Source organism: Microbacterium sp., from assembly GCF_051860965.1.
Taxonomy (GTDB): Bacteria; Actinomycetota; Actinomycetes; order Actinomycetales; family Microbacteriaceae; genus Microbacterium.
Genome location: NZ_JBIMKU010000008.1, coordinates 67,059 through 94,044 on the forward strand (window position 1 = coordinate 67,059; position 26,986 = coordinate 94,044).

Genomic DNA, 26,986 nt, shown 5'->3' on the forward strand with positions numbered 1-26,986 from the left:
GACGATGGTCTCATGAGCACACTCGTCAGGCCCCGACAGGGCCGCGTCCTCGCGGGCGTCTGCGCCGCGATCGCGAACAGGTTCGGATGGAACGTCACGCTGGTCCGCGTGCTCACGGTGCTCGCCGTGGTCTTCGCCGGCCTGTCGCTGTGGATCTACCTGCTTCTCTGGCTGATCATCCCGGCACGGGACTGAGGCATCGCGGCGGAGGGGCGGTCACCCGACCGCTCCTCAGCCGCCGTCGCCACCGCTGCCGCCGTCGGCATCGGAGCCGGCGTCGTCGCCTTTCGTGCCGCGCTCCGGAGCGATCGCTCCCCCCGAGGCGTCGTCGCGACCCTCCTTCTTCGCAGGAATCGCACCGAACGCGACTGCGAAGGCGACGCCGACTCCCATGCCGATCGCGATCCCCGCACCGATATTGCCCATCGCGACGCCGATCGCGACGCCCATTCCCATTCCGATCGCGATGCCGGAACCCCACGCGACGGCTCTCTTCTGCGTCTCGTCCATGTCACGACGCTAGGTCGTCACGACGATGGACGCCTCCGCCTGTCGACGGATCTTCTCGCCCGCCTCCGTGCAGAGCGTCGGGGAATCTCGAGGGCGCGCCGGGCCGCGGCATCCCGCAACGGCGTGTCGCCGGATCCCCCGACGCTGTGCACGCCCAGAGCGATCACCCGCCCGGATGTCGGCGATCCCGACGAAGATGGAGGGATGGCCGATGTGCTCGAGCGATTCGGTCCTGCGACGCAGGACTGGTTCCGCTCTGCGTTCGCCGAGCCGACGACGGCCCAGACGGGCGCATGGCAGGCGATCTCCGACGGCAAGCACGCGCTCGTCGTCGCCCCGACCGGGTCCGGCAAGACGCTGTCGGCCTTCCTCTGGGCCATCGACCGCGTCTTCCACACGAAGCAGGACGCTCCCGCCTCGAAGGTCACACGGGGTGCGCCGAAGCCCGGCACGGGCATCCTGTACATCTCGCCGCTCAAGGCCCTCGGCGTCGACGTCGAACGCAACCTCCGCTCGCCGCTCGTCGGCATCGGCCAGTCCGCTCGGCGGCTGGGCATCCAGCTCCCCGACGTCACCGTCGGAGTGCGATCGGGCGACACGACGTCGGCCGATCGGCGCAAGCTCGTGAGCGACCCGCCCGACATCCTCATCACGACGCCCGAGTCGCTCTACCTCATGCTCACGAGCCAGGCGCGCGAGACGCTGCGCGACGTGCACACCGTCATCGTCGACGAGGTGCACGCGGTCGCGGCGACCAAGCGCGGCGCGCACCTGGCGGTCAGTCTCGAGCGGCTCGACGACCTGCGTCGCGAGCGGGATCCGGATGCCGCGGCGGCGCAGCGCATCGGACTCTCGGCGACCGTCCGGCCGATCGACGAGGTGGCGCGGTTCCTGGGCGGAGCAGCCCCGGTCGAGATCGTCGCGCCACGGGCGACGAAGGCCTTCGACCTCACGGTCGTCGTGCCCGTGGAAGACATGCTGAATCCGCCGCCCGCTCCCGGCGCCGAAGAGGCGGAGCCCGCTGCAGACGACGCCGAGGACGAGAACTGGTTCGGCGATGCTCGTGTGCCGCAGCCGTCGGAGGTGACCGGCAGCGTCTGGCCCCACGTCGAGGAGGCGATCGTCGACCGCATCCTGCAGCACCGCTCGACGATCGTCTTCGTGAACTCGCGGCGCCTGGGCGAGCGTCTGACCGGGCGACTCAACGAGATCTACGCGGAGCGGCTGGGGCTCGACCTGCCCGAGAAGGCCATACCCGCAGCGACCATGGCCCAAGCAGGAGCGACGGCCGGCGCCGAGGCCGTGCTCGCGAAAGCGCATCACGGCTCGGTCTCGAAGGAGCAGCGCGCGCAGGTCGAAGAGGAGCTGAAGACCGGCGTCCTCCGGTGCGTCGTCGCGACGTCGAGCCTCGAGCTCGGCATCGACATGGGCGCCGTCGACCTCGTCATCCAGGTCGAGGCGCCCCCGAGCGCGGCATCGGGGCTCCAGCGCATCGGCCGCGCCGGCCACCAGGTCGGCGAGGTCAGCCGGGCGGCGCTCTTCCCCAAGCACCGCGCCGACGTGCTGCACACCGCCATCGTCACCGAGCGCATGCTCGCGGGTCAGATCGAGTCGATCTCCGTGCCGCAGAATCCGCTCGACATCCTCGCGCAGCAGACCGTCGCGGCGTGCGCGCTCGAGCCGCTCGACGTCGAGGGCTGGTACGAGGCGCTCAAGCGCTCGGCGCCCTTCCGCTCGCTCCCCCGCTCGGCGTACGAGGCGACGCTCGATCTGCTCGCCGGGCGCTTCCCGTCCGACGAGTTCGCCGAGCTCCGCCCTCGTCTCGTCTGGGACCGCGACCACGGCACGCTCACAGGGCGCCCCGGTTCGCAGCGCATCGCCGTCACGAGCGGCGGGACGATTCCCGACCGCGGCCTCTTCGGCGTGTTCATCGCCGGGCAGAGCCAGAACGCGCGCGTCGGCGAGCTCGACGAAGAGATGGTGTACGAGTCGCGCGTCAACGACGTGTTCACGCTCGGCACGACGAGCTGGCGCATCGTCGAGATCACCCACGACCGCGTCAACGTGCTGCCGGCGTTCGGGCAGCCCGGCAAGGTGCCGTTCTGGCACGGCGACGGCATCGGGCGTCCTGCCGAGCTCGGTGAGGCGCTCGGCAGGTTCTCGCGAGAGCTCTCGGGCGCGAAGCCGGATGCCGCGCACGCGCGCCTGCAGGACGCCGGGCTCGACACCCTCGCACAGGGCAACCTCATGTCCTACCTCGCCGAGCAGCGCGAGGCGACTGGAACCCTTCCGACCGACAAGAACCTGACCGTCGAGCGCGGTCGCGATGAGGTCGGCGACTGGCGCGTCATCCTGCATTCCCCGTACGGCATGAAGGTGCACGCGCCCTGGGCTCTCGCCGTCAACGCGCGCATCCGCGAGCGCCTCGGCGTCGAGGGGTCGGCGGTCGCGAGCGACGACGGCATCATCGCGAGGGTTCCGGATGCCACGGTCGAACCCCCGGGCGCCGAGCTCTTCGTCTTCGAGCCCGACGAACTCGAGCAGATCGTGACCGAAGAGGTCGGCGGTTCGGCGCTGTTCGCGTCGCGCTTCCGCGAGTGCGCGGCGCGCGCGCTCCTCATGCCCCGCCGCAACCCGGGCCGTCGCAGTCCGCTGTGGCAGCAGCGTCAGCGCTCGGCGCAGCTGCTCGAGGTCGCACGGCGCTACCCGACGTTCCCGATCATCCTCGAGACGCTGCGCGAGGTCCTCCAGGACGTCTACGACGTGCCCGCGCTGCTGCGCATCGTCCGCGGGATCGGCGACCGCCGCATCCGTCTCATCGAGACCGAGCCGGCACAGCCGTCTCCGTTCGCACGCGACCTGCTCTTCGGCTACGTCGGCGCGTTCATGTACGAGGGCGACTCGCCGCTCGCGGAGCGCCGGGCCGCCGCCCTGTCGGTCGACCCGTCGCTGCTGTCGGAGCTGCTCGGCAAGGTCGAGCTGCGCGAGCTCCTCGACCCGGCGATCATCGCGCAGTACGAACGCGAGCTGCAGCGGCTCGACCCCGAGCGTCGAGCGCGCGGAGTCGAGGGCGTCGCGGATCTTCTGCGGATGCTGGGTCCCCTCGACGCCACCGAGGTCGCCGCCCGACTCGAGCGGACCGAGTCCGGCGATGCCACCGAGGTCGAGGCATCCGCCCTCCTCGAAGAGCTCGTCACCGCGCGTCGCGTGATCCCGGTCTCGATCGCCGGCGCGCCGCGGTTCGCCGCGATCGAGGACGCCGGCCGCCTGCGGGACGCGCTGGGGGTGGCGCTGCCCGTCGGCATACCGATCGCGTTCGTCGAGCCCGTCGCCGACCCGCTCGGCGACCTCGTGGCGCGGTACGCGCGCACGCACGGTCCGTTCACGGCGGATGCCGCGGCCGCGCGCCTCGGCATCGGCATCGCGGTCGCGCGCCACACGCTCCAGCGACTCGAGTCGCAGGGGCGCATCGCGAGCGGATTCTTCCTGCCCGAAGCCGCGCCGGGAGGCGACGGCGAGACCGAGTGGAGCGATTCCGAGGTGCTGCGGCGGCTGCGACTGCGGTCGCTCGCGGCGATCCGCGGCAGTGTCGAGCCCGTCGCCCCCGAGGCGTACGCGCGCTTCCTGCCCACCTGGCAGCACATCGCCCGCCCGCTCGAGGGCATCGACGGCGTCGCCGCGGTCATCGAACAGCTCGCGGGGGTGCCGATCCCGGCGAGCGCGTGGGAGTCGCTCATCCTCCCCGCCCGGGTCTCGGACTACACGCCCGCGATGCTCGACGAGCTCACGGCGACGGGCGAGGTCATCTGGTCGGGTCACGGCACGCTGCCCGGACGCGACGGGTGGATCGCCCTGCATCCGGCCGACGCCGCTCCCCTCACCCTCGCGCCCCCCGATGACGAGATCACGCCCGGCTCGCTCGAAGATCAGCTGCTGCATGCCCTGGCCGCGGGAGGCGCCTACTTCGCAGCGCAGCTGAAGCAGCTCAGCGGCGCCGAGAACGAGCAGTCGGTCATCGATGCGCTCTGGGCGCTCACGTGGTCGGGCCGCGTGACCAACGACACCTTCGCGCCGGTGCGCACCCTCGTCGGCGGCGGCAAGACGGCGCATCGCGTCGCGCGCAAGGCCCCGCGCGCACGGCTGTATCGCGGGGCGGCGGTGCGCACGGTCGCGGCATCCGTTCCGCCTCGACCGCCCGCGATCGGGGGGCGCTGGTCGCTCCTGCCCGAGGCGTCGACGGATGCCGCGCTGCGCGCAACGGCGGCCGCGAGCCTGCTGCTCGATCGCTACGGCGTGGTGACGCGCGGCTCGGTGCAGTCCGAGGGCGTACCCGGCGGCTTCGCGCAGGTCTATCGCATCCTCGCGGGGTTCGAAGAGGCCGGTCACTGTCGACGCGGCTACGTCATCGAGAAGCTCGGCGCGGCGCAGTTCGCGGCCTCGAACACCGTCGATCGTCTTCGCGAGTTCGCGGGGCTTCCCGATCCGCCGCCGCACCGTGCGGTGACGCTCGCAGCGACGGATCCCGCCAATCCGTACGGCGCGGCGCTCGCGTGGCCCGCGCTCGAGGGTGTCTCGCACCGGCCGGGCCGCAAGGCCGGCGCCCTCGTGGTGCTCGTCGACGGCGTGCTGACGCTCTACCTCGAGCGCGGGGGCAAGTCCGCACTCGCCTTCACCGGCGACGAGAATGCGCTCGCCGCCGCGGCGCGCGACCTCGTCACGACGGCACGCGCCCGCAAGCTCGACACGCTCACGATCGAGCAGGTCAACGGCGCGATCGTGTTCGGCACGGGCATCGGCCAGAAGCTGCGGGATGCCGGGTTCGTCGAGTCCCCGCGCGGCTTCACGCTGCGGCGACTGACGGCCGGCGACGCGCTGCGCGAGGCATCCCGTGCGTGACGCTGTGGCCGTGCGGCCGGCGCTGCTCTCACGCGACCGCGCCACTTTCAGTCTCGCGCGCCACGTTCGACCCGGCGCGCTCGCCGGAGTGTGGCGCACTCGAGGGAGCGCTCGTGCCTGAGGGCGACACCGTCTACCGCTCCGCCCATCGCATGGACGACGTGCTCGCGGGCGCGGAGGTGACCGAGTTCGACCTGCGTGTGCCGCGCTTCGCGACCGCCGATCTGACCGGACTCGTCGTCGAGCACGTCGTGCCGCGCGGCAAGCACCTGCTGCATCGCATCGGCGACTGGACGCTGCACTCCCACCTCAAGATGGAGGGCGAGTGGCACGTCTACCGTCGGGGTGAGAGGTGGCGCAAGCCCGCTTTCAAGGCCCGTGCGATCGTCGGAACGCGCGAGTGGCAGGCCGTCGGCTTCGAGATCGCCGACATCGACCTCGTGCCCCGGGCAGAGGAGGATACGCTCGTCGGCTACCTCGGCCCCGACCCGCTGGGGCCGGACTGGGATGCCGAGGAGGCGGCTCGGCGCGTGCAGGCCGACCCCCGTGCGGCGCACGTCGCGATTCTCGATCAGCGCAGTGTCGCGGGTTTCGGCAACGTGTACGCCAACGAGATCCTGTTCGTCCGGGGCATCGACCCGCACACACCGGGCACCGACATCGACGCACGCGCGGTGGTGGATCTCGGCACCCGCATGATCCGGGCGAATCGCGATCGGTCGAACCGGACGTTCACCGGCGAGAACAAGCCGGGAAGGCGCTTCTGGGTGTACGGCCGCGAGGGCGCACCGTGCCGCCGGTGCGGCACGCAGATCCGTGCCACGACGCTCGGCGCGGACCCCACGCGCGAGCGCAACGTGTTCTGGTGCCCGACCTGCCAGACCTGACCCCGGCATCCACCACCCGCAGCGTCGAAACCACGGCCGACTCCGCGCGCGCGACCGGGCTCGCGCGACCCGGCCCCGCGCATCGGGAACACCCGCCCGAAACCCGCATGTAACGCTCGGCCGGACGATCTGTCCCGCCCGCGGCGACTGCCGCCGCGAATCGTCCGGATCGTTCGAAACGGCATTGTGCGGTGCATGCGGATGTATTGGAATACCCGCACACCCGACCCGACCGCGCACCGGCGCGCGGACCCGACACCAGGAGGCCTTCCCAGGTGAGCACGGCGACCGATGCGCAGGCGACCCCGCGACCCGTGGACGGAGCGCCCGCACGCGGCAGCGTCGTCATCGACAGGGTGACCAAGCGGTACGGCGATCAGGTCGCCGTCGACGACCTCTCGCTCACGATCGAGCCGGGCGAGTTCATCTCGCTGCTGGGCCCGTCGGGGTGCGGCAAGACGACGACGCTGCGGATGATCGCGGGCTTCGAGCATCCGGATGCGGGTGACATCCGCATCTCGGGGACCTCGGTCCTCTCCGCTCCGCCGTATCGCCGCGACGTCAACACCGTCTTCCAGGCCTACGCGCTGTTCCCGCACCTGTCGGTCGCCGAGAACGTCGCCTACGGGCTGCAGCAGCGTCGGACCCCGAAGGCGGAGGTGCGCGAGAAGGTCTCGGCCGCACTCGACATGGTGCAGATGCGCCGGTTCTCGGATCGCAAGCCCACCCAGCTCTCGGGCGGTCAGCAGCAGCGCATCGCGCTCGCCCGCGCCCTCGTCAATCGCCCCGCCGTGCTGCTGCTCGACGAGCCCCTGGGCGCGCTCGACCGGCAGCTGCGCGAGGAGATGCAGCTCGAGCTCAAGCTCCTGCAGTCGCGCCTGGGCATCACGTTCGTCTTCGTGACGCACGACCAGGGCGAGGCTCTCTCCATGAGCGACCGCATCGCGATCATGCGGGCGGGCCGCATCGAGCAGCTCGCCGACGCCGACACCGTCTACGCGCGCCCCGCGTCCGCGTACGTCGCGGCCTTCGTCGGTCAGCAGAACTTCTTCGTCGGGGACGTCGTCGAGCAGGGCGCCGCAGTGAACGCGACGCACGCGCTCGTGCGCAGCATCCATTCCCCCCTCACGGGCGTCGCTCAGGGTGAGGCCGCCGTGCGTCCCGAGAACATCCGGATCGCCGCGGGGACGGATGCCGCGGCGGAGCCGAATTCCGTCGGCGGCGAGCTCATCGGCGTCTCGCACCTGGGCGACACCATGCAGTACCTCGTGCGCCTCGGCGCGGACCAGTCGCTCATCGTGCGGCGTCCGACTCCGGATGCCCCGTCCCTGCGCGTCGGCGACGCCGTCACGTGCACCTGGTCGCCCGAGCACGTGCTCCTGTTCCCCCGCGACGCCGCCGCGGAGGAAGGCGGCTACGTGGCCCCGCCCACGGCGTAGCCGTCCCGACACCGAGTCCCTCACCCGATCCCTGGAGAACCCGATGCCCGATTCCCGCACCCCGCTCCGCATCCTCGCACCGGAAGAGGCGGTGCCGCGCATCGTCAACGAGCTGTCGCGCCGACGGTTCCTGAGCGTCGCGGCGATCGCCGGCGGCGCCGCGTTCCTCGCCGCGTGCACGCCGAGCGGTGGCGGCTCCCCCGCGCCGCAGGCGACGGGAGGCGACCTCGAGGACAGCGTCTCGGTCTACACGTGGGGCGACTACGACTCGCCCGACGTCGTCGCGGCCTTCACGTCCGAGCTCGGCCCGGATGTCACCCTCGACTCGTACTCGTCGAACGAGGAGCTCATCGCGAAGCTCATCGCCGCCAAGGGCACCTCCGGCTACGACATCGTCGTGCCGACCGGGGTCTTCATCCCGCAGATGATCGAGAACGGGCTGCTGACGAAGTTCAACAAGGACCTCCTCCCGAACCTCGCGAACATGGACCCGGCCTACCTCGGCCGCGCATGGGACCCGACGAACGACTACTCCGTCTGCAAGGCGTGGGGCACGACCGGTTTCGTCTACGACAAGAACGTCATCACGCGCGAGCTCACGACGTGGGCCGACTTCTTCGACGCCGCCCAGAACGAGGCGAGCGGCAAGACGTCGATGTCCGACGACCCGGCGGGAATCATCGGCGCCTACTTCTGGGCGAACGACCTGGACTGGAACACCGAGGACGAAGCGCAGCTCGAGGACTGCCGCGCGTTCCTCGTCGAGCAGATCGCGCCGCACGTGTCGGCGTTCGACTCGTATCCCGGCACGAACGCGATCCCGCAGGGCACGCAGGCGCTCATGCAGGCCTGGAACGGCGATGCGCGACTCGGCCTGCTCGAGTCGAGCGAACCCGAGCGCTGGCAGTGGGTGCTGCCCGGGCCCGTGACCGAACTGTGGATGGACAACTGGGCGATCGCCGCCGGCGCACCCAACCCCGAGGCCGCCCACGCCTTCATCAACTTCTCGCTCTCGCCCGAGAGCCTCGCCCTGAACCTCGACTACATCGGCTACAACGTCGGCGGCAAGGACATGGAGGCGGGCGCGGAGGAGTCCGGGCTCGAGCTCACGGACATGATCTTCTTCTCGCCGGAGCAGCTCGAGACGATGCACGAGCAGGAGCTCAACGACTCGCAGACCACCCGCGTCGCGATCTGGAACGAGATGAAGGCCGCTGCGGGTGCCTAGGTCGAAGTCCGCCGGCGCGTACCTCGCCGTTCCGGCGTGGGCGTGGCTGGCGGTCTTCTTCGTCGCGCCGGTCGCGATGGTCGTCTGGTTCTCGTTCGGCTACAAGCCCGGGATCTTCGGAACGCACGCGAACGACATCCTGTCGCTCGACCGCTACTTCGAGGCGATGTCGCCGACGTTCTTCGCGACGTTCACCAACACGCTCTGGGTCGGGATCATCGGCACCGTGCTGTGCTTCCTGATCGGGGCTCCGGTCGCGTACTGGATGGCCTTCAAGGTCAAGCCCGAACGCCGCGGCATCCTCATCGCCCTCGTCCTCGTGCCGTTCTGGACGAACTTCCTCGTGCGGACGATCGGCTGGCAGGTGATCCTGTCGCCGGAGGGATGGATGTCGGGACTCCTGCAGTCGGTCGGCATCATCGACGGTCCGCTCGAGCTGCTCTACACCCGGACGGCCGTCGTGATCGGCGTGGTGTACAACTACCTGCCGCTCATGGTCCTGCCTCTGTTCGTCGCGTTCGACCGCGTCGGCCCGGCACTGCGCGAGGCGTCCAAGGACCTCGGCGCGGGACGCGTGTCGACGTTCTTCCGCGTGACGCTGCCTCTCTCGCAGCCGGGTGTCGTGGCGGGCGTGCTGCTGGTCTTCATCCCGCTCATGGGCGACTACATCACCGCCACCGTGCTCGGCGGCGCGAAGGGCAACATGGTCGGGCAGCTGGTCGCGAGCCAGTTCCAGACCGCGCAGAACTGGGCACTGGGCTCTGCGATGGCCGTGCTGCTGATGCTCGTCATCACTCTCACGATCGCCGTCGCGGCGGTCATCGTGTGGCTCGTGTCGCTGCCGTTCCGCATGGCGAACCGGCTCGAGCTCGATCCCGCACCCGCTGCCACGGCGAAAGAACGAGTGGAGGTCGCGGCATGACCGTCGAAGCACCCGTGAACCGCACACGGCGCTCGTGGTCGGACACCCTGCTCAACGTCTGGGGCGTGCTGGTCATGCTCTTCCTCTTCGCGCCGATCATCGTCATCGTCATCTACTCGTTCAACACCGGTCGCCTGCTGGTCTCGTGGGACGGCTTCGGATTCGACGCCTTCCTCACGATCCTCGAGAAGCCCGCGATCCAGAACGCCGTGCGCGTCTCGCTCATCACCGCCCTCTTCGCGGCGATCATCGCGACGGCGCTCGGCACGCTCGCGGGCATCGCGATGGCACGGCATCCCGGCAAGTGGGTGTGGTGGTTCCTGGGGCTGCTGCTCCTCGTCTCGGTGACGCCCGAGATCGTCGACGCCGTCGCGCTCCTGCCGTTCTTCGTCTGGCTCGGGCAGGACATGGGCATCGGGATGTTCAACGACGGCCTCGTGCGTCTGTCGATCGGCAGCTCGCTGTTCGCGACCGCGGTCGTGTCGTACATCGTTCGAGCACGACTCGTCGGCATGGACGCGAATCTCGAGGAGGCGTCGGGCGACCTGTATGCGAAGCCCATCACGACCTTCCGGCGCGTGACGCTCGCGCTCGCGATGCCCGCCGTGCTCGCGGGATTCCTCCTGGCTTTCACGCTGAGCCTCGACAACACGATCGTCGCCGCGTTCGTGCAGGTGTCGGGGTCCACGCCGTGGCCGGTCTACGTGCTGAGCGCCGTGCGATCGGGCCTCCGACCCGAGATCGCGGCGGTGTCGACGATCATGCTGCTGCTGACGCTCGTCGCGCTCGCTCTCGTCGCCCTCGTGCTCAAGCGCGCCGGCGACTCCGCGACGCAGATCGCGCGGACCATGACGGGCGGCTGAGCGAGGTCGCTCGGCTCCGTTCGCAGAGCGAGGGCGCGGCGCGACGCGTCGTTCCGCCTTCGGCTCGCTCAACCACTGGGAGGATCCCGCAATGTCCTACGCCGACCTCGTCTTCACGGGTGGCCCCGTCTTCACGGCGAACACCGTGCGCTCGCGCGCGTCGGCCGTCGCCGTGCGCGACGGCCGGATCATCTCGACCGACGACCGCGACATCGCCGCGCTCACGGGCCCCGCGACCGAGGTCGTCGATCTCGCCGGCCGGCTGCTCGTACCCGGGTTCCAGGATGCGCACGTGCATCCCGTGTGGGGCGGCCTCGACATGCTGCGCTGCGACCTCGCCGACCTCGGCACGGCGAGCGAGTACCTCGACGCGATCGGACGGTTCGCGGCATCCCATCCCTCCGACGAGTGGATCCTCGGCGGCGGCTGGCAGATGTCCGCGTTCCCCGGCGGCACGCCGACGGCCGAGGCGCTGGACGCCGTCGTACCCGACCGCCCGGCGTTCTTCCCCAATCGCGACGGCCACGGCGCGTGGGTGAACTCCGCGGCGCTGCGGCTCGCGGGCATCGACCGCGACACACCGGATCCCGCGGACGGACGCATCGAGCGGGATGCCGCGGGCGATCCCTCGGGCACCCTGCACGAGGGGGCGATGGGACTGGTGAACCGACTGCTGCCCGAGGAGCCTCTCGAGCGACTGACCGAGGCCCTGCTGGTCGGCCAGCGCTATCTGCACTCCTACGGCATCACGGCATGGCAGGACGCGATCGTCGGCTCGTACGGCGACGCGGGCGACCCCGGTCCCGCCTACCTCCGGGCCGCCGACCAGGGCACCCTGACCGCCCGCGTGGTGGGCGCGATCTGGTGGGACCGCTCGAAGGGTCTCGAGCAGATCCCGTCGCTGATCGAGCGGCGCGAGAAGTACCGCGGCGGGCGCTTCGCCGCGACCAGCATCAAGATCATGCAGGACGGCGTCGCCGAGAACTTCACTGCCGCGATGCTCGAGCCGTACTGCGACGGGCACGGGCACTTCACCGACAACTCGGGCATCTCGTTCGTCGATCCCGCGATCCTGAACGAGGCGGTGCCGCTGCTGGATGCCGAGGGTTTCCAGGTGCACTTCCACGCGATCGGCGATCGCGCCGTGCGGGAATGCCTGGATGCCGTCGAGCACGCGATCCGTCGCAACGGCCGCAGCGATCATCGCCATCACATCGCGCACATCCAGGTCGTGCATCCCGAGGACATCCCCCGCTTCCGCGAACTCGACGTCGCCGCCAACATGCAGTCTCTGTGGGCGACGCTCGAGCCGCAGATGATCGAGCTCACGCTGCCGTTCCTCGGTGCACCCCGGGATGCCTGGCAGTACCCCTTCGGCGATCTCCTGCGTTCGGGGGCCGTGCTGGCCGCCGGCTCGGACTGGTCGGTGTCGACGCCGAACCCGATGGCGGCGATCCACACCGCCGTCAACCGCACGGCCGCACCGGGCTACGAGGAGGGCGAGTACGACGCGTTCCTCCCCGAGCAGGCGATCGACCTCGCGACCTCGCTCACCGCCTACACCGCAGGATCGGCGTGGGTGAATCATCTCGACGAGACGACCGGCACGATCGAGGTCGGCAAGTTCGCCGATCTCGCGGTGCTCGACCGTGATCCGTTCGCGGGTCCTGCCGATGAGATCGGTGCGACGCGCGTGCTGCAGACGTTCGTCGAGGGCGAGCGCGTGTACGCGGCGACGGACGCGTGAGCCGCGCCGCGTCACCGTCACGACAGCAGGAGATGTGCTCAGAACCGGAACGGATCCGGTCGAATCGTCCGGTTCTCGGCGCATTCCCTGGTCTCGTCCCGCCGTTGGGGCGACGATCGAGCCAGCATCCATCGCACAAGGAGTGATACCCGTGGGAACCACGGTCTACGAGCGGCAGCGACCCGCGGCATCCATCGTCGCCCAGAGCCTCGCCGGCAGCACCCGCAGCGTCTTCTGGCTCGACGATCTGCCGGCTTCACCCCGCCGACCGGCCCTGACGGGAACCGTGCACGCGGACCTCGTCATCGTCGGTGCGGGCTACACCGGGCTGTGGACGGCGCTGCACGCGAAGCGGCGTGATCCGGGTCTGCGGGTCGTCGTCGTCGAGGCCAGGTCGGTGGGCTGGGCGGCGTCGGGTCGCAACGGCGGCTTCTGCGAGGCGAGCCTGACCCACGGTCGCGACAACGGCCTGACGCGCTGGCCCGACGAGATCGACGAACTGGATCGACTCGGACTCGCGAACCTCGACGCGATGGGCGATGACATCGCCGCCTACGGCATCGACGCGGACTGGGAGCGCGTGGGCGCGTTGGCCGTCGCGACCGAGCCGCATCAGCTCGAATGGCTCGACGAGTGGGCGACGGATGCCGCGGTCCGCGGCGAGGACGGCGTCGTGCGCATGAGCGGCGAAGAGGTCCGCGCCTCGGTCGCTTCACCGACGTTCCTCGGAGCCGTCTTCGAGCAGCACTCGAACGCGCTCGTGCATCCGGGCAAGCTCGCGGCGGGGCTCGCGCGCGCCGCCGAGGAGGCCGGCGTCACGATCTTCGAGGGCTCGCCGGTGCGCTCGCTCGAAGACACCCCCTCGGGTGTCGAGGTGGTGACCGCCGAGGGCCGTGTGACGGCATCGCACGTCGCACTCGCGACGAACGTCTTCCCGTCGCTCCTCGCGCGCAATCGACTCATGACGGTGCCGGTCTACGACTACGTGCTCATGACCGAGCCGCTGTCGGACGACCAGCTCGACGAGATCGGCTGGGGGGACCGCCAGGGCATCAGCGATCTCGCGAACCAGTTCCACTACTTCCGGCTGAGCCGTGACAACCGGATCCTCTTCGGCGGCTACGACGCGGTCTACCACTACGGGCGGCGCGTGCGGTCGGCCTACGAGAACCGCCCCGAGTCGTGGCAGAAGCTCGCGAGCCACTTCTTCACAACCTTCCCGCAGCTTGAGGGTCTGCGGTTCACGCATCGGTGGGCCGGAGCGATCGACACGTCGACGCAGTTCTGCGCGTTCTTCGGCACGGCCCGGCGCGGGCGCGTCGCCTATACGGCGGGTTTCACGGGCCTCGGCGTCGCCGCGACGCGGTTCGCGGGCGAGGTCATGCTCGACCTTCTCGCCGGCGAGAAGACCGAGCGCACCGAGCTCGAGATGGTGCGCAAGCGTCCGCTCCCCTTCCCGCCCGAGCCCGCGGCGGCGATCGGGATCAACGCGACCCGATGGTCGCTCGATCGCGCGGATCACAACCAGGGCCGGCGCAATGTGCTGCTCAAGACGCTCGACGCCCTCGGGCTGGGGTTCGACTCGTGACGCGTCTGACGTCGGGCGTGGCGATGGATGCCGCGCACCTCCCCGTGCCGTACGAGCCCGTCGAACTCGACAAGGCCGTGTCGGGTGCACCGCTCACGCGCTACCTGGATCTCGACGAGTCATCCGGCCGCACCGTCGGAGTGTGGGAGCACACGCCGGGCGTCTCGCGCGACGTCGAGTCGGACGAGGTCTTCGTCGTCCTCGCCGGCGATGGTCGTATCGAGTTCGAAGAGCCGGCATTGCCGCCGATCGAGCTGCGCCCGGGATCGATCGTCCGGCTCGAAGAGGGCATGAAGACGGTCTGGACGGTGCGCACGACACTGCGCAAGGTCTACATCGCCCCGTAGCACCCGAGATGGTTCATCGGCACTAGTACCCGGCTACTTTCACCCTGGCACGACCAACCTCGAATCAGGACGCTTGATGGATGGCTCGAGTCGCGTCCGCTGCCGCCGCCCATGTCGGCGCGCGCATCGCCGAGACCCGCCGCCGGTACACCATGACGCACGACCAGCTGGCCGCGAAGACCGGCATCGACTCGTCGAACATCCGCAGCTATGAGAGCGGACGGTCGCTGCCCAACGTCCACAACCTCATGCGCATCGCGATCGCGCTCGACACCGACCCCGGCCGGCTCCTCGAGGGTCTGACCCTCGACCTCTTCGAACCCCGCGCCGGCACGCAGAAGGCCGGCTGAGCCGGCTCAGCGGCCTGCGGAGCGCCGCACGAGCAGTGCGATGTGCAGCGCCGTCTGGGTCTCGCCGTCGTCGAGATCGACCGCGAGGAGCTCTTCGATGAGCGCGAGTCGCTGGTAGAAGACCGAGCGCGAGAGGTGGGAGGCGGATGCCGCGGCCGTCCGGTTGCCCGGATGCGCGAGCATCGCCTCGAGCACGTCGAGCAGGTCTCCGCCGCGTGCCAGATCGTGCTCGATCAGCGGCGCCAGCATCCGCTCGCCGTGCTCGATCACCCGGTGATCCCCACGCAGCGCCGTCATGAGCTGCACGAGGGGACGATCCTCGGCGCGGCGGAGGTGGGGACCCGCGCCGGTGCGCCGTCGCCTCCCCCGCGCGAGATCTACGGCCTCGTGCAGCGAGACGATCGCCGCCTCGACGCCGTCCGCCTCCTGCCCGACCGCGAGCACGAGACGATCGGCGTCCGGTCCGGATTCGACGATCGCCCGGCCGAACCGCAGCGCCGCGGCATCGTCGAAGTGCGCGTCGCGCGGGAGCGAGAGCAGCACGGTCGCGGCCGCTGCTCCGAAGCCTTCGGGCGGCGAGCCGACGATGGCCCGGCCGCGCAGCGAGCGGGCCGCGGCATCCACCGTCTCGGCCGTCACCGTCGCGCCCAGTGCGACGATGCCGTAGAGCTGCGCGCCTCGCAGCGGCAGTCCCGCGGCCTCGAGACGCGCCGCGGCCCCACCCGCACCCGCGAAGCGCCCGGCGAGCAGACCGTCGACGAGCCGCCGGCGGCTGATGCGGCCCCACTCGTCGTTCTCGCCGTCGGCGAGTCGACCCACGGCGAGCGCGATCGCCGCCTGCTCGAGCACCGCGGACCGCCCTGCCGCATGCGCGGGGCCGGGCAGCAGCACGAGGTGTCCCCACCGGATGCCACGGGCCTCGACCGGGACGACGAGCCATTCGTCAGGCGTCGGGACGCCGCCGCGCTCGCGCCGCTGGTCGACGCGTCGATGCGCCGAGCGCGAGCGCAGCTCCCACTCCGTGAAGAGCTCCTCCTGCAGCGCGAGCGGCACCTCGGCCGAGATCACTTCGTGCGCGCGGTTCTCGAGCACGACCGGCGCGCCGAGGGTCTGAGCGAGCTGCTGCACGATGAAGTCGGCCGGCGAGCCGCGCAGCGCGAGCATCGTGAACCGCTCGCGCACCTCGTCGCGCGCGCGCAGGGCCTCGGTCTGACCCGAGATGATCCGCTCGTGGACGGCCTCGGTGACACTGACGAACTTGAGCTCACGATGAAGCACGACCAGCGCGAGCCCGCGAGCGCGCGCCTCCTCCACGAGCACGGCCGGTGCGTTCTCGAACCGGGTGCCGAGTTCGAGGATCACTCCCGAGAGGCCGGCATCGGCGAGCCCGCCCACGAAGTCGCGCAGCGCGGCGTCCTCCGTCGGCCACGCGGACCCGGTCGACAGCAGCAGCTCGCCCCCGTCCAGCAGCCGCGCGACACCCGCGCTGTCGGAGACGTGCAGCCAGCGCACGGGCGCGTCGAGCGCGTCGTCGCCGACGAGCACTTCGGGCACGCCCTGGGCGACGGCATCCAGCGCGAGAACTTCGCGCACCGTAGGCAGGATCTCGTGAGCGGCTCTGCTCACCGGACGATCCGTATGGATGCTTCGCTCTTGTCGATGTTCGGGAACCATCGCGTCTATTCCTGGTTGAGGGCACCGGTCCCGCCAGCCTAGACGATCTGTCCGGACGCGACTCCCCCTCACTCTTGATACCCGCGCTGCATCGAAAGGCTCCCAATCCGGAGAAGTACTCAGTAGCGAATGTGCTGCATACGTGGGAATGAATCCGGCACCGTCGGAGTTATTCCTGTACTCGGCTCAATTTCAGGGCCGTAGGAGGGGACCGTGGGTAAGAACTACGTCGACATCGAGAACGACCGTGGCGAGACGCTGCGCTATCGCAAGCACGTCAACGGCCGTGGTTTGATCGCGCACGGCGCGAAGGTGCATCCGACCGCCGTCGTCGAACTGGGAGCCTACGTCGAGCCGGGGGCTCAGATCGCCGCCGGTGCGCATGTGGGCCGGGGCGTCTGGGTCGAAGCGGATGCCGTCATCGGGCCCAACGTCGACATCGCACCGCACGCCTACGTGGGCTCGGGTGCCGCCATCGGCGCCGGATCGAAGATCGGCGTGCGCACGCACGTCGGCAGCGGCGCGCGCGTCGCGGTCGGCTCGCTCATCGGCGACGACATCACGATCGCCGACGGCGACAGCATCGCCACCGACAAGCGCGGACTCCACCTGGCCGCCTGACCGGGCGCGCGGCTCGCCGCGCCGGAAGTCTCACACGCGACGCCCACGCACGGGCACGGCCCGAACGTGATCAGGCGAGGTCGCGCAGCCGTGCCGCGATGCCCGCTTCCTCTCCGGCGCGGCGCTCGTACGTCACGGCGATGATGAGCAGCACGGCGCCCACGACCGCGAGCGTGATCCACCACGGCATCGACTCGATCCCGCGGCCGATCTGAACCAGGAACGCGATCGCGTTCTCGACCGGCAGCACGACGATGCCGATGAGGAACGGGGCCGCCAGACGCCGACTCGCGCCCACGAGGATCGCGACGAGCGCGAGCACGATCACGAGGATCGCGCGCCAGGTGAGCGGGTCGGTGAAGGTCGCGGCGACGGATGCGGAGAGCATCACGAGAATCCCAGGAGCCAGGAGCGGCCACGAGCCGGTGAAGCCTGCGGGCCAGCTCGCGAGCGTGCGCCGGTCGGGGCGGGTGGATGCCGCGGGCATCGCGAGCGATCCCGCCACGAGCAGAGCGAGCCCGAGCGGGAGCGAGAACAACTCGACGCGCAGATCGCGCGGGCTCCAGGCCACGATGGCGGTCGCGAAGGCGAGCCCGTAGACGAACCAGACGGGCGGCGAGGTCGTCGCACCTCGCACCCCCGCCCGCGCGATCAGCACGACGGCGACCAGGAGCAGCAGCATGAGCGTCCACATCGTCCAGATCGTGAACCAGTCGCGCTCGATGGACGGCCACGCCGCGACGACGACGTAGACGAGCGCCGGCGCGAGCACCCAGCGTGTCGTCGCGAGCCGGGATCCCTCGGCTGCCGACCGACGCAGCATCCCCCGGCGATCGCCGCGGCCATGGCGCCGATCGCGGCGATCCCGAGCGCGGCCACGATCGTCGGCACGCCCTCGGGCACCGGCGCGAGTCCGAGTCCGAACCGCACGCCGAGCACGGCTCCCGCGGCGGCGGCGACGACGGCCACGGCCAGGGTCGCCGGTCGCAGGACGCGCATCCGCCGGGCGAGTCGGGACGGTCCGCCGAAGAGCGCTGCGAGCGCCACGAGCGCCCACGCCGCCGCGACGAGCGCGTAGCCGCGCAGCGGCGGACCCGTGACGGCGGTCAGCACCACGAGGGGGATCACCGCGATCGACAGGCCGGCGGCGTACAGCGGCAGCGAGCGGACGCCGCGGGCCGTGAGGATCGCGCCGACGACCGCGACGCCGAGTGCCGGCGGAAGGAGGTACGGCTCGACCGTGGCGACACCGGTGAGCCCCCAGACGCACCACAGCGCTCCGGTGAACGAGGCTCCCGCGATCGCCCAGCCGTAGCGCCGACCCGCCCACCACGCGGTCGCGATTCCGCCCGCGCCGAGGACGAGGAGCACGACGAGCGTCGTCGTGAGTCCCGCGGCCTCTCGCAGGAGCGCGAGTGCGACGGCGATGACAGCGGTGAGCAGCGTCGACCCTTCGATCGCGATGCGCGCGAGCGCTGCATCCCGCGCTCCGATCCGCCGCGACAGCCCCGCCTGCACGACGCCGGTCACGGGCAGCACGAGCGCGACGATGAGCGCGATGATCGGCAGGACGACGGGAGAGCCGCTGCCCGCGAGCAGCTGGGCGCCCAGGCACACGACGACGACCGCGAGCGAAGGCACGAGCAGGGCCGCGGACATGACTCTCAGCGGAGTGCCCAGGCCCGGTCGCCGCGCGACGACGAGAGTCAGCGCGAGGCCGAAGATGAGGCTCGTCGACAGGGCGGTCCAGCCGCTGCGCTCGACGAGCACCTGCGCGACACCGAGCAGGAACGGCACCGCCGTGACGGCGAGCACGGCGTACCACGCGCGGCGGCGGACGAACGGCAGGTAGGTCGCGACGATCGCCGTGACGGCGCCCGCGCACGTCGTGAGGCACAGTGCGGCGATATCGCCGACGCCCTGCAGCGAGAGGGCCGTGGCGAAGACGAACAGCGCGTATGCATAGCCGACACCCACGTGCAGGAAGCGGATGGATGCCGGCATCGCCGCCGCCACGACGGCGATCACCACGACGACGACCGCGCCCACGACGACGGCGAGACCGGTCTCGCGCCACGACAGCACGATGGCGAGCAGCACCAGGAGATGGGCGCCGGCCACGATGGGCACGCGGACGGCCGGACGCACAGGGCGACGCGACGCGACCAGGGCGAGGCCGCCGGCCGCAGCCGCGGCGAATCCGAGTCCGATCGCGACCCGACCCGGAAGAGTGATGCTGGGGATGCTGAGCACCGTCAGCGCGGCGAGTCCCGCGAACCAGAGTGCGAGATCGCCGACCCAGCGCGTGCCGATCGGCGCGGGCGGCGCCGGAATCGAGGTATCCGTCCGATCCGGAACGATCTGCGCGGCGGGGGGATGCAGGCGCGCGTCCAGACGCGCGAAGGCGAGCAGACCCACGGCCAGGACCGCAAGGGCGACGGTGGTCACGACCTGACCGGAGACGCCGCTCGACCACTCGGAGAGCTCGTCACCACGGGTCACGGTCATCAGCCCCGACAGCAGCGCGGTCACGACGGGGGCCAGAGCGGTCACGGCCACGACGGTGAGCGCACCCGCCGACACGAACACCCGAGCGGTCGTGCGGGGCACAGGCGACGCGACCGCGACGACGTTCGCGCCGACGACGGCGGCCGCTGCGATGACGGCGATCCACCAGCCGCCGTCGATGCCCGGCCACAGCGCGAAGGGCAGAGCGACGGCGGCGGCTGTGCCGAGGCATCCCGCCAGGAAGCTCCACAGCCGAGGCAGAGGATGGCGCGTCGAGAAGAAGGCGAGCCCCGAGAACGCCGCCAGAAGCGCGGACAGCGACGCCGTCACGGCGCTCACCGGCAGCTCCCCGAAGAGCGTTCCGGCGGCGAGCGAGGCGAAGACCGCGATCAGCTGGATCGCCGTGAGCGTCCCGCGCTCCGCGCGCAACGCCGCACCGAAGCGCCGCGCGAGCGCGGGCGTCGCGGCGAGCAGCGCGAAGGAAGCGGCCGCCGTGCCCGCGAAGCCAAGTACGCGGCTGTCCACGGCGAAGCCCGCCATCGCAGGCACGAACGCGAGTCCGACGAGCGATCCCCACAGCCAGACGCGGATCCGCAGCCGCTGCGCGACCCACACCATCGCCGCACCCACGGCGAGGGTCGACAGTGCGGCGACCGTCCACGGGTGATCGGGCGCGATCGCCGTGAGGGCCTGGATGTCGAGCCCGAGGAAGACCAGGCCCAGAGCGCCGACCGCCTCGGCAGAGAACTGCAGACCGCGCCGCACGAGCACGCGAGCGCCCACGAGGAACACGAGGGTGACGCCTCCGACGAGCAGCCCGCGCACGAGCGCGTCGGTCAGGTCGGGGTTGAAGAACGTGAAGACGATCGCCGCGACGGCCACGAGTCCGGCTCCCGCGACGGCGAGCACGGACTGCACCGTCGCGCTCGAGCGCGGCGGTGCCGACACGATCTTGGCGGGCGGAACAGCCGGCGAAGGCGCCGGAGCGGGCACCGACGCGGGGCCGATGGAGACCCTGTCGAGCACCGCCTGGCGCGCTTCGAGCGCGGCGACGGCGGCCTGCGACGCGTCCCACAGCTGGGCGCCGATGCCGTCGATCGAGTAGTCGGCGCCGCAGCGCGTGCAGCGCGGACCGGCGAGGGTCTGCTCGCACCAGGGACAGTGCAGGCGGTCGTTGAGCCGCGCGATGGCGGCGTCGCTCCAACGGGAGCGACGGACCGTGACGCCGCTCATGCGTCGGCTCCGGCATCCATCGCCGCGTCGACGTCGCCGGCGGTGCCGTCGTCTTCGACGTACACGAGGATGTCGCCGGGCTGGCACTCGAGAACGCGACAGATCGCGTCGAGCGTCGTGAAGCGCACGGCCTTGGCGCGGCCGTTCTTGAGCACGGCGACGTTCGCAGGGGTGATGTCGATGGCCGCGGCGAACTCGGCGACCGACATCTTCTTCTTCGCCAGTTCGACGTCGAGGTTGATGACGATGGGCATCACACGACCTCCGAGAGGTCGTGCTCGAGTCGGGATGCTTTGCGCAGAAGCCCCCGCAGGACGACGACCAGCAGCGAGAGCCCCGCCCCGACCACGACTCCGAGCACGCACAGGAGCGCGATGGAGGGCGTCATGACGCCGGTGGCGATGAGTGTCACGAGCGTCACGACGACCAGGACCGTCGCTCCGACCACGGCGCCGAGGCTCACGTCGACGTCGGGGAAGGCCGACTCGCTGAAGATGCTGTCCTCGCGCACGAGCGAGAGGAGGCGCCAGACGCACACCAGCACGATCTGGACGCACAGGAGGAAGAGGATGCCGACGACGATGCCGGGGATCTGAAGGTACGCGATCTCGTGATACCGCCACGCCGATTGCGCCGCGACGGCGGGAACGATGAAGACCTGGCAGCACACCAGCAGCAGGAGAAGCGCCGCGATGATGACCTTGAGAACGGCGATCGTGGAGCGATGCATGAGTCACCTATCGATAAACGAGATTGATCTATCGACAAACGATATACATCGATCGACTTTCGACGCAACCTGCGTGCGTCGACAGCCGCGTCAGGCGAAGAAGAACATCACGAACCCGATGAGCGGGAGGGTGCCCTGCACGAGCGCGGGACGCAGATACCTGCGCCCCGACGTCACGAGGACGAGGGATGCCGCGAGCATCGAGCCGAGGCTGAACAGCACGAGAGCGCGCCCCGCGATGTCGGCGGCGGCGCCGTTGTCGCCCGCCCAGAAGAGCACCATTCCGAGGACGGCGCCGACCGCGAGGAAGAGGTTGTAGAAACCCTGGTTGTACGCCATGGGCTTCGTCGTGTCGGCGGCCGCCTGGTCTGTCACGCCGAACCGCCTCCAGACCCGGGGCTGCGTCCACTGCACGCTCTCCATGATGAAGATGTAGACGTGGAGGAGCGCGGCGAGCGAGCCGAACACGGTGGCGACGATGGCGATCATGAGCGAACGATAGCGCGCCGCTAGCCTGGGACGCATGGTCAAGGGCAGCGCGCCGCGCGGAGGCAAGCGCCCGTCCGCGCGCCCGCCGCAGAAGCGCCCGGCGCGCGCGCGAGCGACACCGCCCCCGCCGAGCGCTCCCCCGCCCCCGCCGGTGGGAGCGCTGCGCCTGGGCGCGGTGCCCGGCGCGACGCCCGGCAGATGGATCGACACCTGGCAGGAGCGCCACGACTCCCCGCTCGAGCTCGTGCCGATCGCCGTCGCCGATCAGCGGCGCGCGCTCGTCGAGCGGGAGGTCGATGCGGCGATCGTGCGCCTCCCGATCGAGACCGAGGGGCTGAGCGTCATCCCGCTCTACGACGAGCTTCCGGTCGTGGTGATGTCGACCGACTCCCACCTCACCGCCGCGGACGACCTCGGGCTGGAGGACCTCGCGGGCGAAGTGCTCATCACGGCGGAGGACGACGCGCTCGGCGTCGAGGTGCCGGGGTCCCTCGTCCCGCGCTTCGCCGCTCCGGCGACGACGGGCGACGCGATAGAGACGGTGGCGACCGGCGTGGGCATCGTGATCGTGCCGATGTCGCTCGCACGGGCTCATCACCGCAAGGACGTCGAGTTCCGGATCCTGCGCGATGCGCGATCGTCGAGCGTCGGGGTCGCGTGGCCCACGGCATCCACGACTCCCGCCGTCGAAGCATTCATCGGCATCGTCCGCGGGCGCACCGCCAACTCCTCCCGCGGCTGACGACGAAGGACGGGGGATGTCGTGAACCCTGGTCTCCGCGACATCCCCCGTGGTGGAAGGGATCCTCTCCCGGTGCGCTCCCCAGCACGACCTCGACGCCCCCAGTCGGTCCGGACCCCCCGGCTCAGACCTCACGCAGCGCCCTTCCGACATGAAGGAGAACCCGCGCAGGGAACTGATACACGCGCGACGGGAAAAGTTCAGAACCCCGCGCCGTGCGCCATGAACGGCGCGACGAGACCGGTGCGCGAGGACGCCGCGGCGAGTGCGTCCGACGGTGTCGCGCCGGCGGCGAGATCGACGTGCATCGCGCCGAGGAGCTCACAGGCGACGTCGTCGGCGACGACCACGGGGGCGGCGACGACGCACGAGGTGCCCGCGTGCAGCCAGATCCTCGTCATCCCGATCGCCTCCTCGCCGCCGCGCGACGCGGAGCGGCCCACTTCGCACGACGACATCACCACGAGGTCGGGGACGTCGGCGATGAGGTCGATGTCGTAGCCGAAGAGAGCACCGTCGGCGAGCTCGAGACCGGAGAAGAGGGGATGCTCCGGAGAATGCCGCCCGTGCGCGGCGACGTGCAGCAGATCGACGCGCGCGGCCAGCGCCGTCACGGCGTCGACCGTCGCCTGCTCTCCCGCCAGCGACTCGGCGACGCTCCACGCCGCCCGAGCGCCCGCGACCTCCTCCTCGGCGCGGGCGACGCGCGGCCCGGCGACGAGTCCGACGGCGCTCCGCGCACGGGGCCGCGGCCGATCAGCCCACTGCGATGCCGACGTGGCGAGGGTGAACACACGGGTGCGCATCGCTGGAAGCATGCTCCAAGGGAGTCCGCCGAGCACACCGGGAATCGTCACGACGAGCCGACGCCCGCCGACGAATGCCTCGAGCGGCTCGACGAGAATGCGCGACAGCGCCTCGAGGCGTGCCGCGAGTCCGGCCGACACCGCTCCCGCGAGCGGCCCCGAGCGGACGAGCGCCGACATGTCGAGATCGGCGCGCAGCCCCGCGAGCGACGACGCGATCGGCTGCCAGGCGCCGAGCCGGAACAGCCGCGCAGACCCAGCCGTGACCGCGAGCGCGACGAGCGCGGTGCCGTCGAACACGTACGTGACGACCGCCGTGTCGCCGTCGAGCGCATCCTGCACCTCGCCGAGCGAGAGCCGCGGCACGGCGCCGACGGCCGCAGTCCCCGCCCACTGCCGCTCTCGTACGCGTTCACTCAGGTCGCCGGCGCGAGGATCGGCGAGCCAGTCCTCGGACCCCGCCTCGGCGCGGATCGTGCGCAGTTCGGCGAGTTCGGCCGCCATCTCCGGGTCCGGTGGCGGACGCAGGGGCACGCTCTGCTGCGCGAGATGCCGCGCACGCTCCGACCAGTCGAAGACGACATCCGGCTTCGACGACCGCACCGCCGCGCGCAGGCCCGCGAAGATGAGGCCGGAGCCGTGGAGGGTGAGCGACGTCGCGAGATCGAGGCTCCCGAAAGCGCTCTGCCAATCGGCGAGCTCGTCGAGCCCCGCAGCGGCATGGCGCCGCGCCGAACGATGATCACCGCGCGCGGTCGAGCGGGCTGTGCGCACCTCGTGCGCGAGGAGGCGCACCTGGATGGGGGCGTCGCGCGGAGTGCGCACGGGCGCGACGGCCGTCGCGGGCTCCCGCGCGGCGCGCCACAGCTCCCATGAGAGACGGAGGGATGCCGCATCCGCCCGCAGTCTTCGGTCCTCGAGCTCGCGGACGAGGGCTGCGACCTCCGCGGCGGCCGGCGGACGCACCCGCACGGGTCCGCCGTGGAGATCGGCGGCGAGCAGCGCTCGGAGCCGGACGGCATCGGCGCGGAGCGCCCACCACGCGCTGCCCGCGCGGGTGAAGGTGCGCCGCGCCTGGGCGGCCACCGCGACGGCTCGATGCGGTGCGAGGGTCAGGAGCGTGCGCGCACGGTGGTACTCCGCTTCGCCGCGCGCCTGCCGCATCCGATGGGCCGCGAAGACCCTCGCCACACGTTCGAGGCTGCGCTCGGCATCCGTCGACATCCCCGCTTCCCGCAGCACCTCGGCGCGGTCCAGCTCGCAGATGGCGGTGTTGACCGCGGAGGTCTTCTCCATCACGGCTCGCGCCCGACCGATCGACGCGAGCGCCGAGATGAGGTCGCCCCCCAGCAGAGCGACGTAGCCGCTGTTGTTCTCTGCCATCGCGCGCTGGACGTCGTCGCCCATGATCGCGTAGTCGGCCGCGGATGCTTCGAGATCCGCTCCCGCGGCGGCGAGATCGCCACGCTGCATGTGCGCGACGCTCCGGTTGAAGAGCATCATCGGGCGATAGTCGCGGTCATCGCCCACCCCGTCGATGCCCTGCGTGAGCAGGGCGATCGACTCGTCGAGGTCGCCGCGCTCCAGAGCGAGCAGACCGAGCTGCCCGTAGAGCACCGCGGTGGTGTGGCTCGAGACGCCCGGTCGGGCGAGCGCCTCGCGACAGAGCCGCTCCGCGAGCTCCGAGTCGCCCTGCCGGATGATGAGCGCGGCGAGCGCGCCGTCGATCCGGGCGAGCAGATCGGGATCCTCGGTGCGTTCCTTCGCCCGCAGGAGCGAGCCGCGTGCGGCCACGGCGCGGCCCGCGTTCAGGTGCGCGCGGCCACGCCGGTAGAGCTCCGCCGCCGAAAGGGTCACACCCTCACTATGGCGGCTCGATCACGTGTCGCGCGAGACGTCCTCGCTCTCGCCGCGCTCGAGCACCTTCGTGACGGCGCTCGCCGGATCGAGCCCCGCGGCGAGGTGGGCGGCGATCCTTCCGGCGACGACCGGAGCGGCGAACGAGGTTCCGCTCCAGACGGCGAACCCTCCGCGGAACTCGTCGACGTCGAGGGTCTCGCGACGCCGACCGTACAGGTCGTCGCGCGTGCCCGCCTGGATGCTCCCGTCGAAGTCCGTCGGCTGCGTCGAGACGATGCTGACACCCGGCGCCCACGTCGTCACCCAGGGGCCGATGTTCGAGAACAGGGCGACCGATCGCCGTGACGGATTGAGCGCGCCGACCACGATGTGCAGAGGATCGCCGGCGCCGAGGGTCGCCGGCGACACGGGACGATCGGTCGCGTCGTTGCCGGCCGAGCACACCACGACGCAGCCATGGCCGCGGATCTTCGCGAGCAGCGAGGACAGCTCGGAGACCGTCGACGGGTCGTCCGGCGTCTCGGAGAAGAAGCTGAACGAGAGGTTGAGCACGTCGACCCGGCGGCCGCCCTCCGCCTCGGATGTCTCCATGAGCGTGAGAAGGCGCCCCAGGGCGCCGATGAGCTCGTGCTCGAGGATGACCCCCTCGCCGTCCGCGATCCGCACCGGAAGGATCCAGGCATCCGGACTCTGCTGGCGCACGATGCCCGCGATGAACGTGCCATGCCCCGCGGCATCGTCGAGCCAGCCCTCGAGCGGGCGACCGAGCGAGGGATACTGCTCGGGGTCTGTCCAGGGATTCGCGAGACCGATCGGCTCGCCGTCCCCGAGGACGGGATCGATCATCACGTCCGGCGTGAACCACGGGTGTCGGCCGCAGCCGGTGTCGAAGATCGCGACGACCGGACGGCGCTTGACGTCGGCGCGCGCCGGAGCCTCGCCGAGGTAGGCGACCGGCTGCCGACCTCCGAAGCCCGGGGAGGCGTAGGTGTCCATCCCGACCGTCGTGCCGTTCATCTTGAACGGGTTCATCTTGAAGGGATTCATCTTGAAGGGGTTCATCTTGAACGGATTCGACTCGAAGGAATCCGTCGTGATGACGTGGTTGAGGCTCACGCCCGCACTCGTGCCGTTCGCACGCGCCTGTCGCAGGAGCTGCCAGGCGTCGGGCGTCTCGGCGACCGCCGCCTCACGTCCGGTCGACGGGGCGACCCCGAGCCGGACTCGATACGTGCTGCTCGCGCCGGCGAACCGTGCCTCGCCGTCGCGACCTTCTTCGAGCGGGCGCTGCTCGAGGGTCCATCCCGCACGGGCCGCGAGCGCCTCGAGCGTGCCGAACGGGTCCTCGCCGTCGCCGGTCGCAGTGGGATCGACGAGGAGCTCGTCCGACACGTAGACCGTCGAGAAGACGCTGCCGCGCTTCTCACCGGCGGGATTCAGGATGCTCCACCGAAGGCGATCGTCCTTCCATGACCCCGTTCGGGCGGCATCCTGATTCGCGTCGTCGACCATCGGTCTCTCTCTCGCTCTCCGGCGCCTCGCGGCG

22 protein-coding genes are annotated in these 26,986 nt (G+C 71.0%); 13 read left to right on the forward strand and 9 right to left on the reverse strand.

The window, feature by feature from the left end:
- Positions 1 to 12 precede the first annotated feature (12 nt).
- A complete protein-coding gene (locus ACTIFV_RS15405) occupies positions 13 to 195 on the forward strand; it encodes a PspC domain-containing protein (RefSeq protein ID WP_439593679.1) in 183 nt (60 codons plus the stop codon).
- Positions 196 to 231: 36 nt separating this feature from the next.
- Here the strand turns inward: ACTIFV_RS15405 and ACTIFV_RS15410 are convergent, their stop codons facing one another.
- The gene (locus tag ACTIFV_RS15410; protein WP_439593680.1) at positions 232 to 510 is read right to left on the reverse strand and encodes a hypothetical protein; all 279 of its coding nucleotides are present in this window, start codon (positions 508 to 510) and stop codon (positions 232 to 234) included.
- Between the two features lie 204 nt (positions 511 to 714).
- On the opposite strand from ACTIFV_RS15410, the gene ACTIFV_RS15415 reads away from it, so the two are divergent.
- From ACTIFV_RS15415 to ACTIFV_RS15460, 10 genes are all read left to right on the forward strand, one after another.
- Complete coding sequence (locus ACTIFV_RS15415; RefSeq protein ID WP_439593681.1) at positions 715 to 5,406, forward strand: ATP-dependent helicase; 4,692 nt, start codon at positions 715 to 717, stop codon at positions 5,404 to 5,406.
- A 113-nt stretch (positions 5,407 to 5,519) separates the two neighbouring features.
- Positions 5,520 to 6,293 carry a DNA-formamidopyrimidine glycosylase family protein gene (locus ACTIFV_RS15420; RefSeq protein ID WP_439593682.1) on the forward strand — a complete coding sequence of 258 codons (774 nt, stop codon included), beginning with the start codon at positions 5,520 to 5,522 and terminating at the stop codon, positions 6,291 to 6,293.
- A 275-nt stretch (positions 6,294 to 6,568) separates the two neighbouring features.
- Entirely contained in the window at positions 6,569 to 7,732 is a 1,164-nt protein-coding gene (locus tag ACTIFV_RS15425; RefSeq protein ID WP_439593683.1) for an ABC transporter ATP-binding protein, read from the forward strand.
- Positions 7,733 to 7,775: 43 nt separating this feature from the next.
- Positions 7,776 to 8,960 (forward strand): ABC transporter substrate-binding protein, encoded by a 1,185-nt coding sequence (locus tag ACTIFV_RS15430; protein WP_439593684.1) that lies wholly within the window; start codon positions 7,776 to 7,778, stop codon positions 8,958 to 8,960.
- A complete protein-coding gene (locus ACTIFV_RS15435) occupies positions 8,953 to 9,882 on the forward strand; it encodes an ABC transporter permease (RefSeq protein WP_439593685.1) in 930 nt (309 codons plus the stop codon). Before ACTIFV_RS15430 ends, ACTIFV_RS15435 begins: the two co-directional genes overlap by 8 nt.
- Complete coding sequence (locus ACTIFV_RS15440; protein ID WP_439593686.1) at positions 9,879 to 10,745, forward strand: ABC transporter permease; 867 nt, start codon at positions 9,879 to 9,881, stop codon at positions 10,743 to 10,745. Before ACTIFV_RS15435 ends, ACTIFV_RS15440 begins: the two co-directional genes overlap by 4 nt.
- Before the next feature lie 91 nt (positions 10,746 to 10,836).
- Positions 10,837 to 12,492 carry an amidohydrolase gene (locus tag ACTIFV_RS15445; protein WP_439593687.1) on the forward strand — a complete coding sequence of 552 codons (1,656 nt, stop codon included), beginning with the start codon at positions 10,837 to 10,839 and terminating at the stop codon, positions 12,490 to 12,492.
- Positions 12,493 to 12,643: 151 nt separating this feature from the next.
- Entirely contained in the window at positions 12,644 to 14,080 is a 1,437-nt protein-coding gene (locus tag ACTIFV_RS15450) for an NAD(P)/FAD-dependent oxidoreductase (protein WP_439593688.1), read from the forward strand.
- Complete coding sequence (locus tag ACTIFV_RS15455; protein WP_439593689.1) at positions 14,077 to 14,427, forward strand: cupin domain-containing protein; 351 nt, start codon at positions 14,077 to 14,079, stop codon at positions 14,425 to 14,427. The genes ACTIFV_RS15450 and ACTIFV_RS15455 overlap by 4 nt, the downstream gene beginning before the upstream one ends.
- An 80-nt stretch (positions 14,428 to 14,507) precedes the next feature.
- Entirely contained in the window at positions 14,508 to 14,777 is a 270-nt protein-coding gene (locus ACTIFV_RS15460) for a helix-turn-helix domain-containing protein (protein ID WP_439593690.1), read from the forward strand.
- 6 nt (positions 14,778 to 14,783) lie between these two features.
- On the opposite strand, the gene ACTIFV_RS15465 is transcribed toward ACTIFV_RS15460, so the two are convergent.
- The gene (locus ACTIFV_RS15465; RefSeq protein WP_439593691.1) at positions 14,784 to 16,403 is read right to left on the reverse strand and encodes a PucR family transcriptional regulator; all 1,620 of its coding nucleotides are present in this window, start codon (positions 16,401 to 16,403) and stop codon (positions 14,784 to 14,786) included.
- A gap of 261 nt (positions 16,404 to 16,664) precedes the next feature.
- Here ACTIFV_RS15465 and ACTIFV_RS15470 point away from each other — a divergent pair, with 261 nt between their 5' ends.
- On the forward strand, positions 16,665 to 17,072 hold the full coding sequence (locus ACTIFV_RS15470) for a transferase (protein ID WP_439593692.1): 408 nt from the start codon (positions 16,665 to 16,667) through the stop codon (positions 17,070 to 17,072).
- Positions 17,073 to 17,142: 70 nt separating this feature from the next.
- Here the strand turns inward: ACTIFV_RS15470 and ACTIFV_RS15475 are convergent, their stop codons facing one another.
- The 5 genes from ACTIFV_RS15475 to ACTIFV_RS15495 all read right to left on the reverse strand — a co-directional run bounded on the left by ACTIFV_RS15475 (position 17,143) and on the right by ACTIFV_RS15495 (position 22,029).
- A complete protein-coding gene (locus tag ACTIFV_RS15475; RefSeq protein WP_439593823.1) occupies positions 17,143 to 17,766 on the reverse strand; it encodes an SCO7613 C-terminal domain-containing membrane protein in 624 nt (207 codons plus the stop codon).
- Entirely contained in the window at positions 17,724 to 20,813 is a 3,090-nt protein-coding gene (locus ACTIFV_RS15480; RefSeq protein WP_439593693.1) for a hypothetical protein, read from the reverse strand. The genes ACTIFV_RS15475 and ACTIFV_RS15480 overlap by 43 nt, the downstream gene beginning before the upstream one ends.
- Positions 20,810 to 21,067 carry a helix-turn-helix domain-containing protein gene (locus tag ACTIFV_RS15485; RefSeq protein WP_439593694.1) on the reverse strand — a complete coding sequence of 86 codons (258 nt, stop codon included), beginning with the start codon at positions 21,065 to 21,067 and terminating at the stop codon, positions 20,810 to 20,812. Before ACTIFV_RS15485 ends, ACTIFV_RS15480 begins: the two co-directional genes overlap by 4 nt.
- Positions 21,067 to 21,543: a DUF2975 domain-containing protein gene (locus ACTIFV_RS15490; RefSeq protein WP_439593695.1), complete on the reverse strand. Its 477-nt coding sequence runs from the start codon at positions 21,541 to 21,543 to the stop codon at positions 21,067 to 21,069. Before ACTIFV_RS15490 ends, ACTIFV_RS15485 begins: the two co-directional genes overlap by 1 nt.
- Before the next feature lie 90 nt (positions 21,544 to 21,633).
- Complete coding sequence (locus ACTIFV_RS15495) at positions 21,634 to 22,029, reverse strand: DUF1304 domain-containing protein (RefSeq protein WP_439593824.1); 396 nt, start codon at positions 22,027 to 22,029, stop codon at positions 21,634 to 21,636.
- Positions 22,030 to 22,066: 37 nt separating this feature from the next.
- On the opposite strand from ACTIFV_RS15495, the gene ACTIFV_RS15500 reads away from it, so the two are divergent.
- Positions 22,067 to 22,774, forward strand: coding sequence for a LysR substrate-binding domain-containing protein (locus tag ACTIFV_RS15500; protein ID WP_439593696.1), 708 nt, complete (start codon positions 22,067 to 22,069; stop codon positions 22,772 to 22,774).
- 200 nt (positions 22,775 to 22,974) lie between these two features.
- On the opposite strand, the gene ACTIFV_RS15505 is transcribed toward ACTIFV_RS15500, so the two are convergent.
- Positions 22,975 to 25,437 carry a CHAT domain-containing protein gene (locus tag ACTIFV_RS15505; RefSeq protein WP_439593697.1) on the reverse strand — a complete coding sequence of 821 codons (2,463 nt, stop codon included), beginning with the start codon at positions 25,435 to 25,437 and terminating at the stop codon, positions 22,975 to 22,977.
- Positions 25,438 to 25,458: 21 nt separating this feature from the next.
- Positions 25,459 to 26,952 (reverse strand): S8 family peptidase, encoded by a 1,494-nt coding sequence (locus tag ACTIFV_RS15510; RefSeq protein ID WP_439593698.1) that lies wholly within the window; start codon positions 26,950 to 26,952, stop codon positions 25,459 to 25,461.
- Between the last annotated feature and the right edge of the window lie 34 nt (positions 26,953 to 26,986).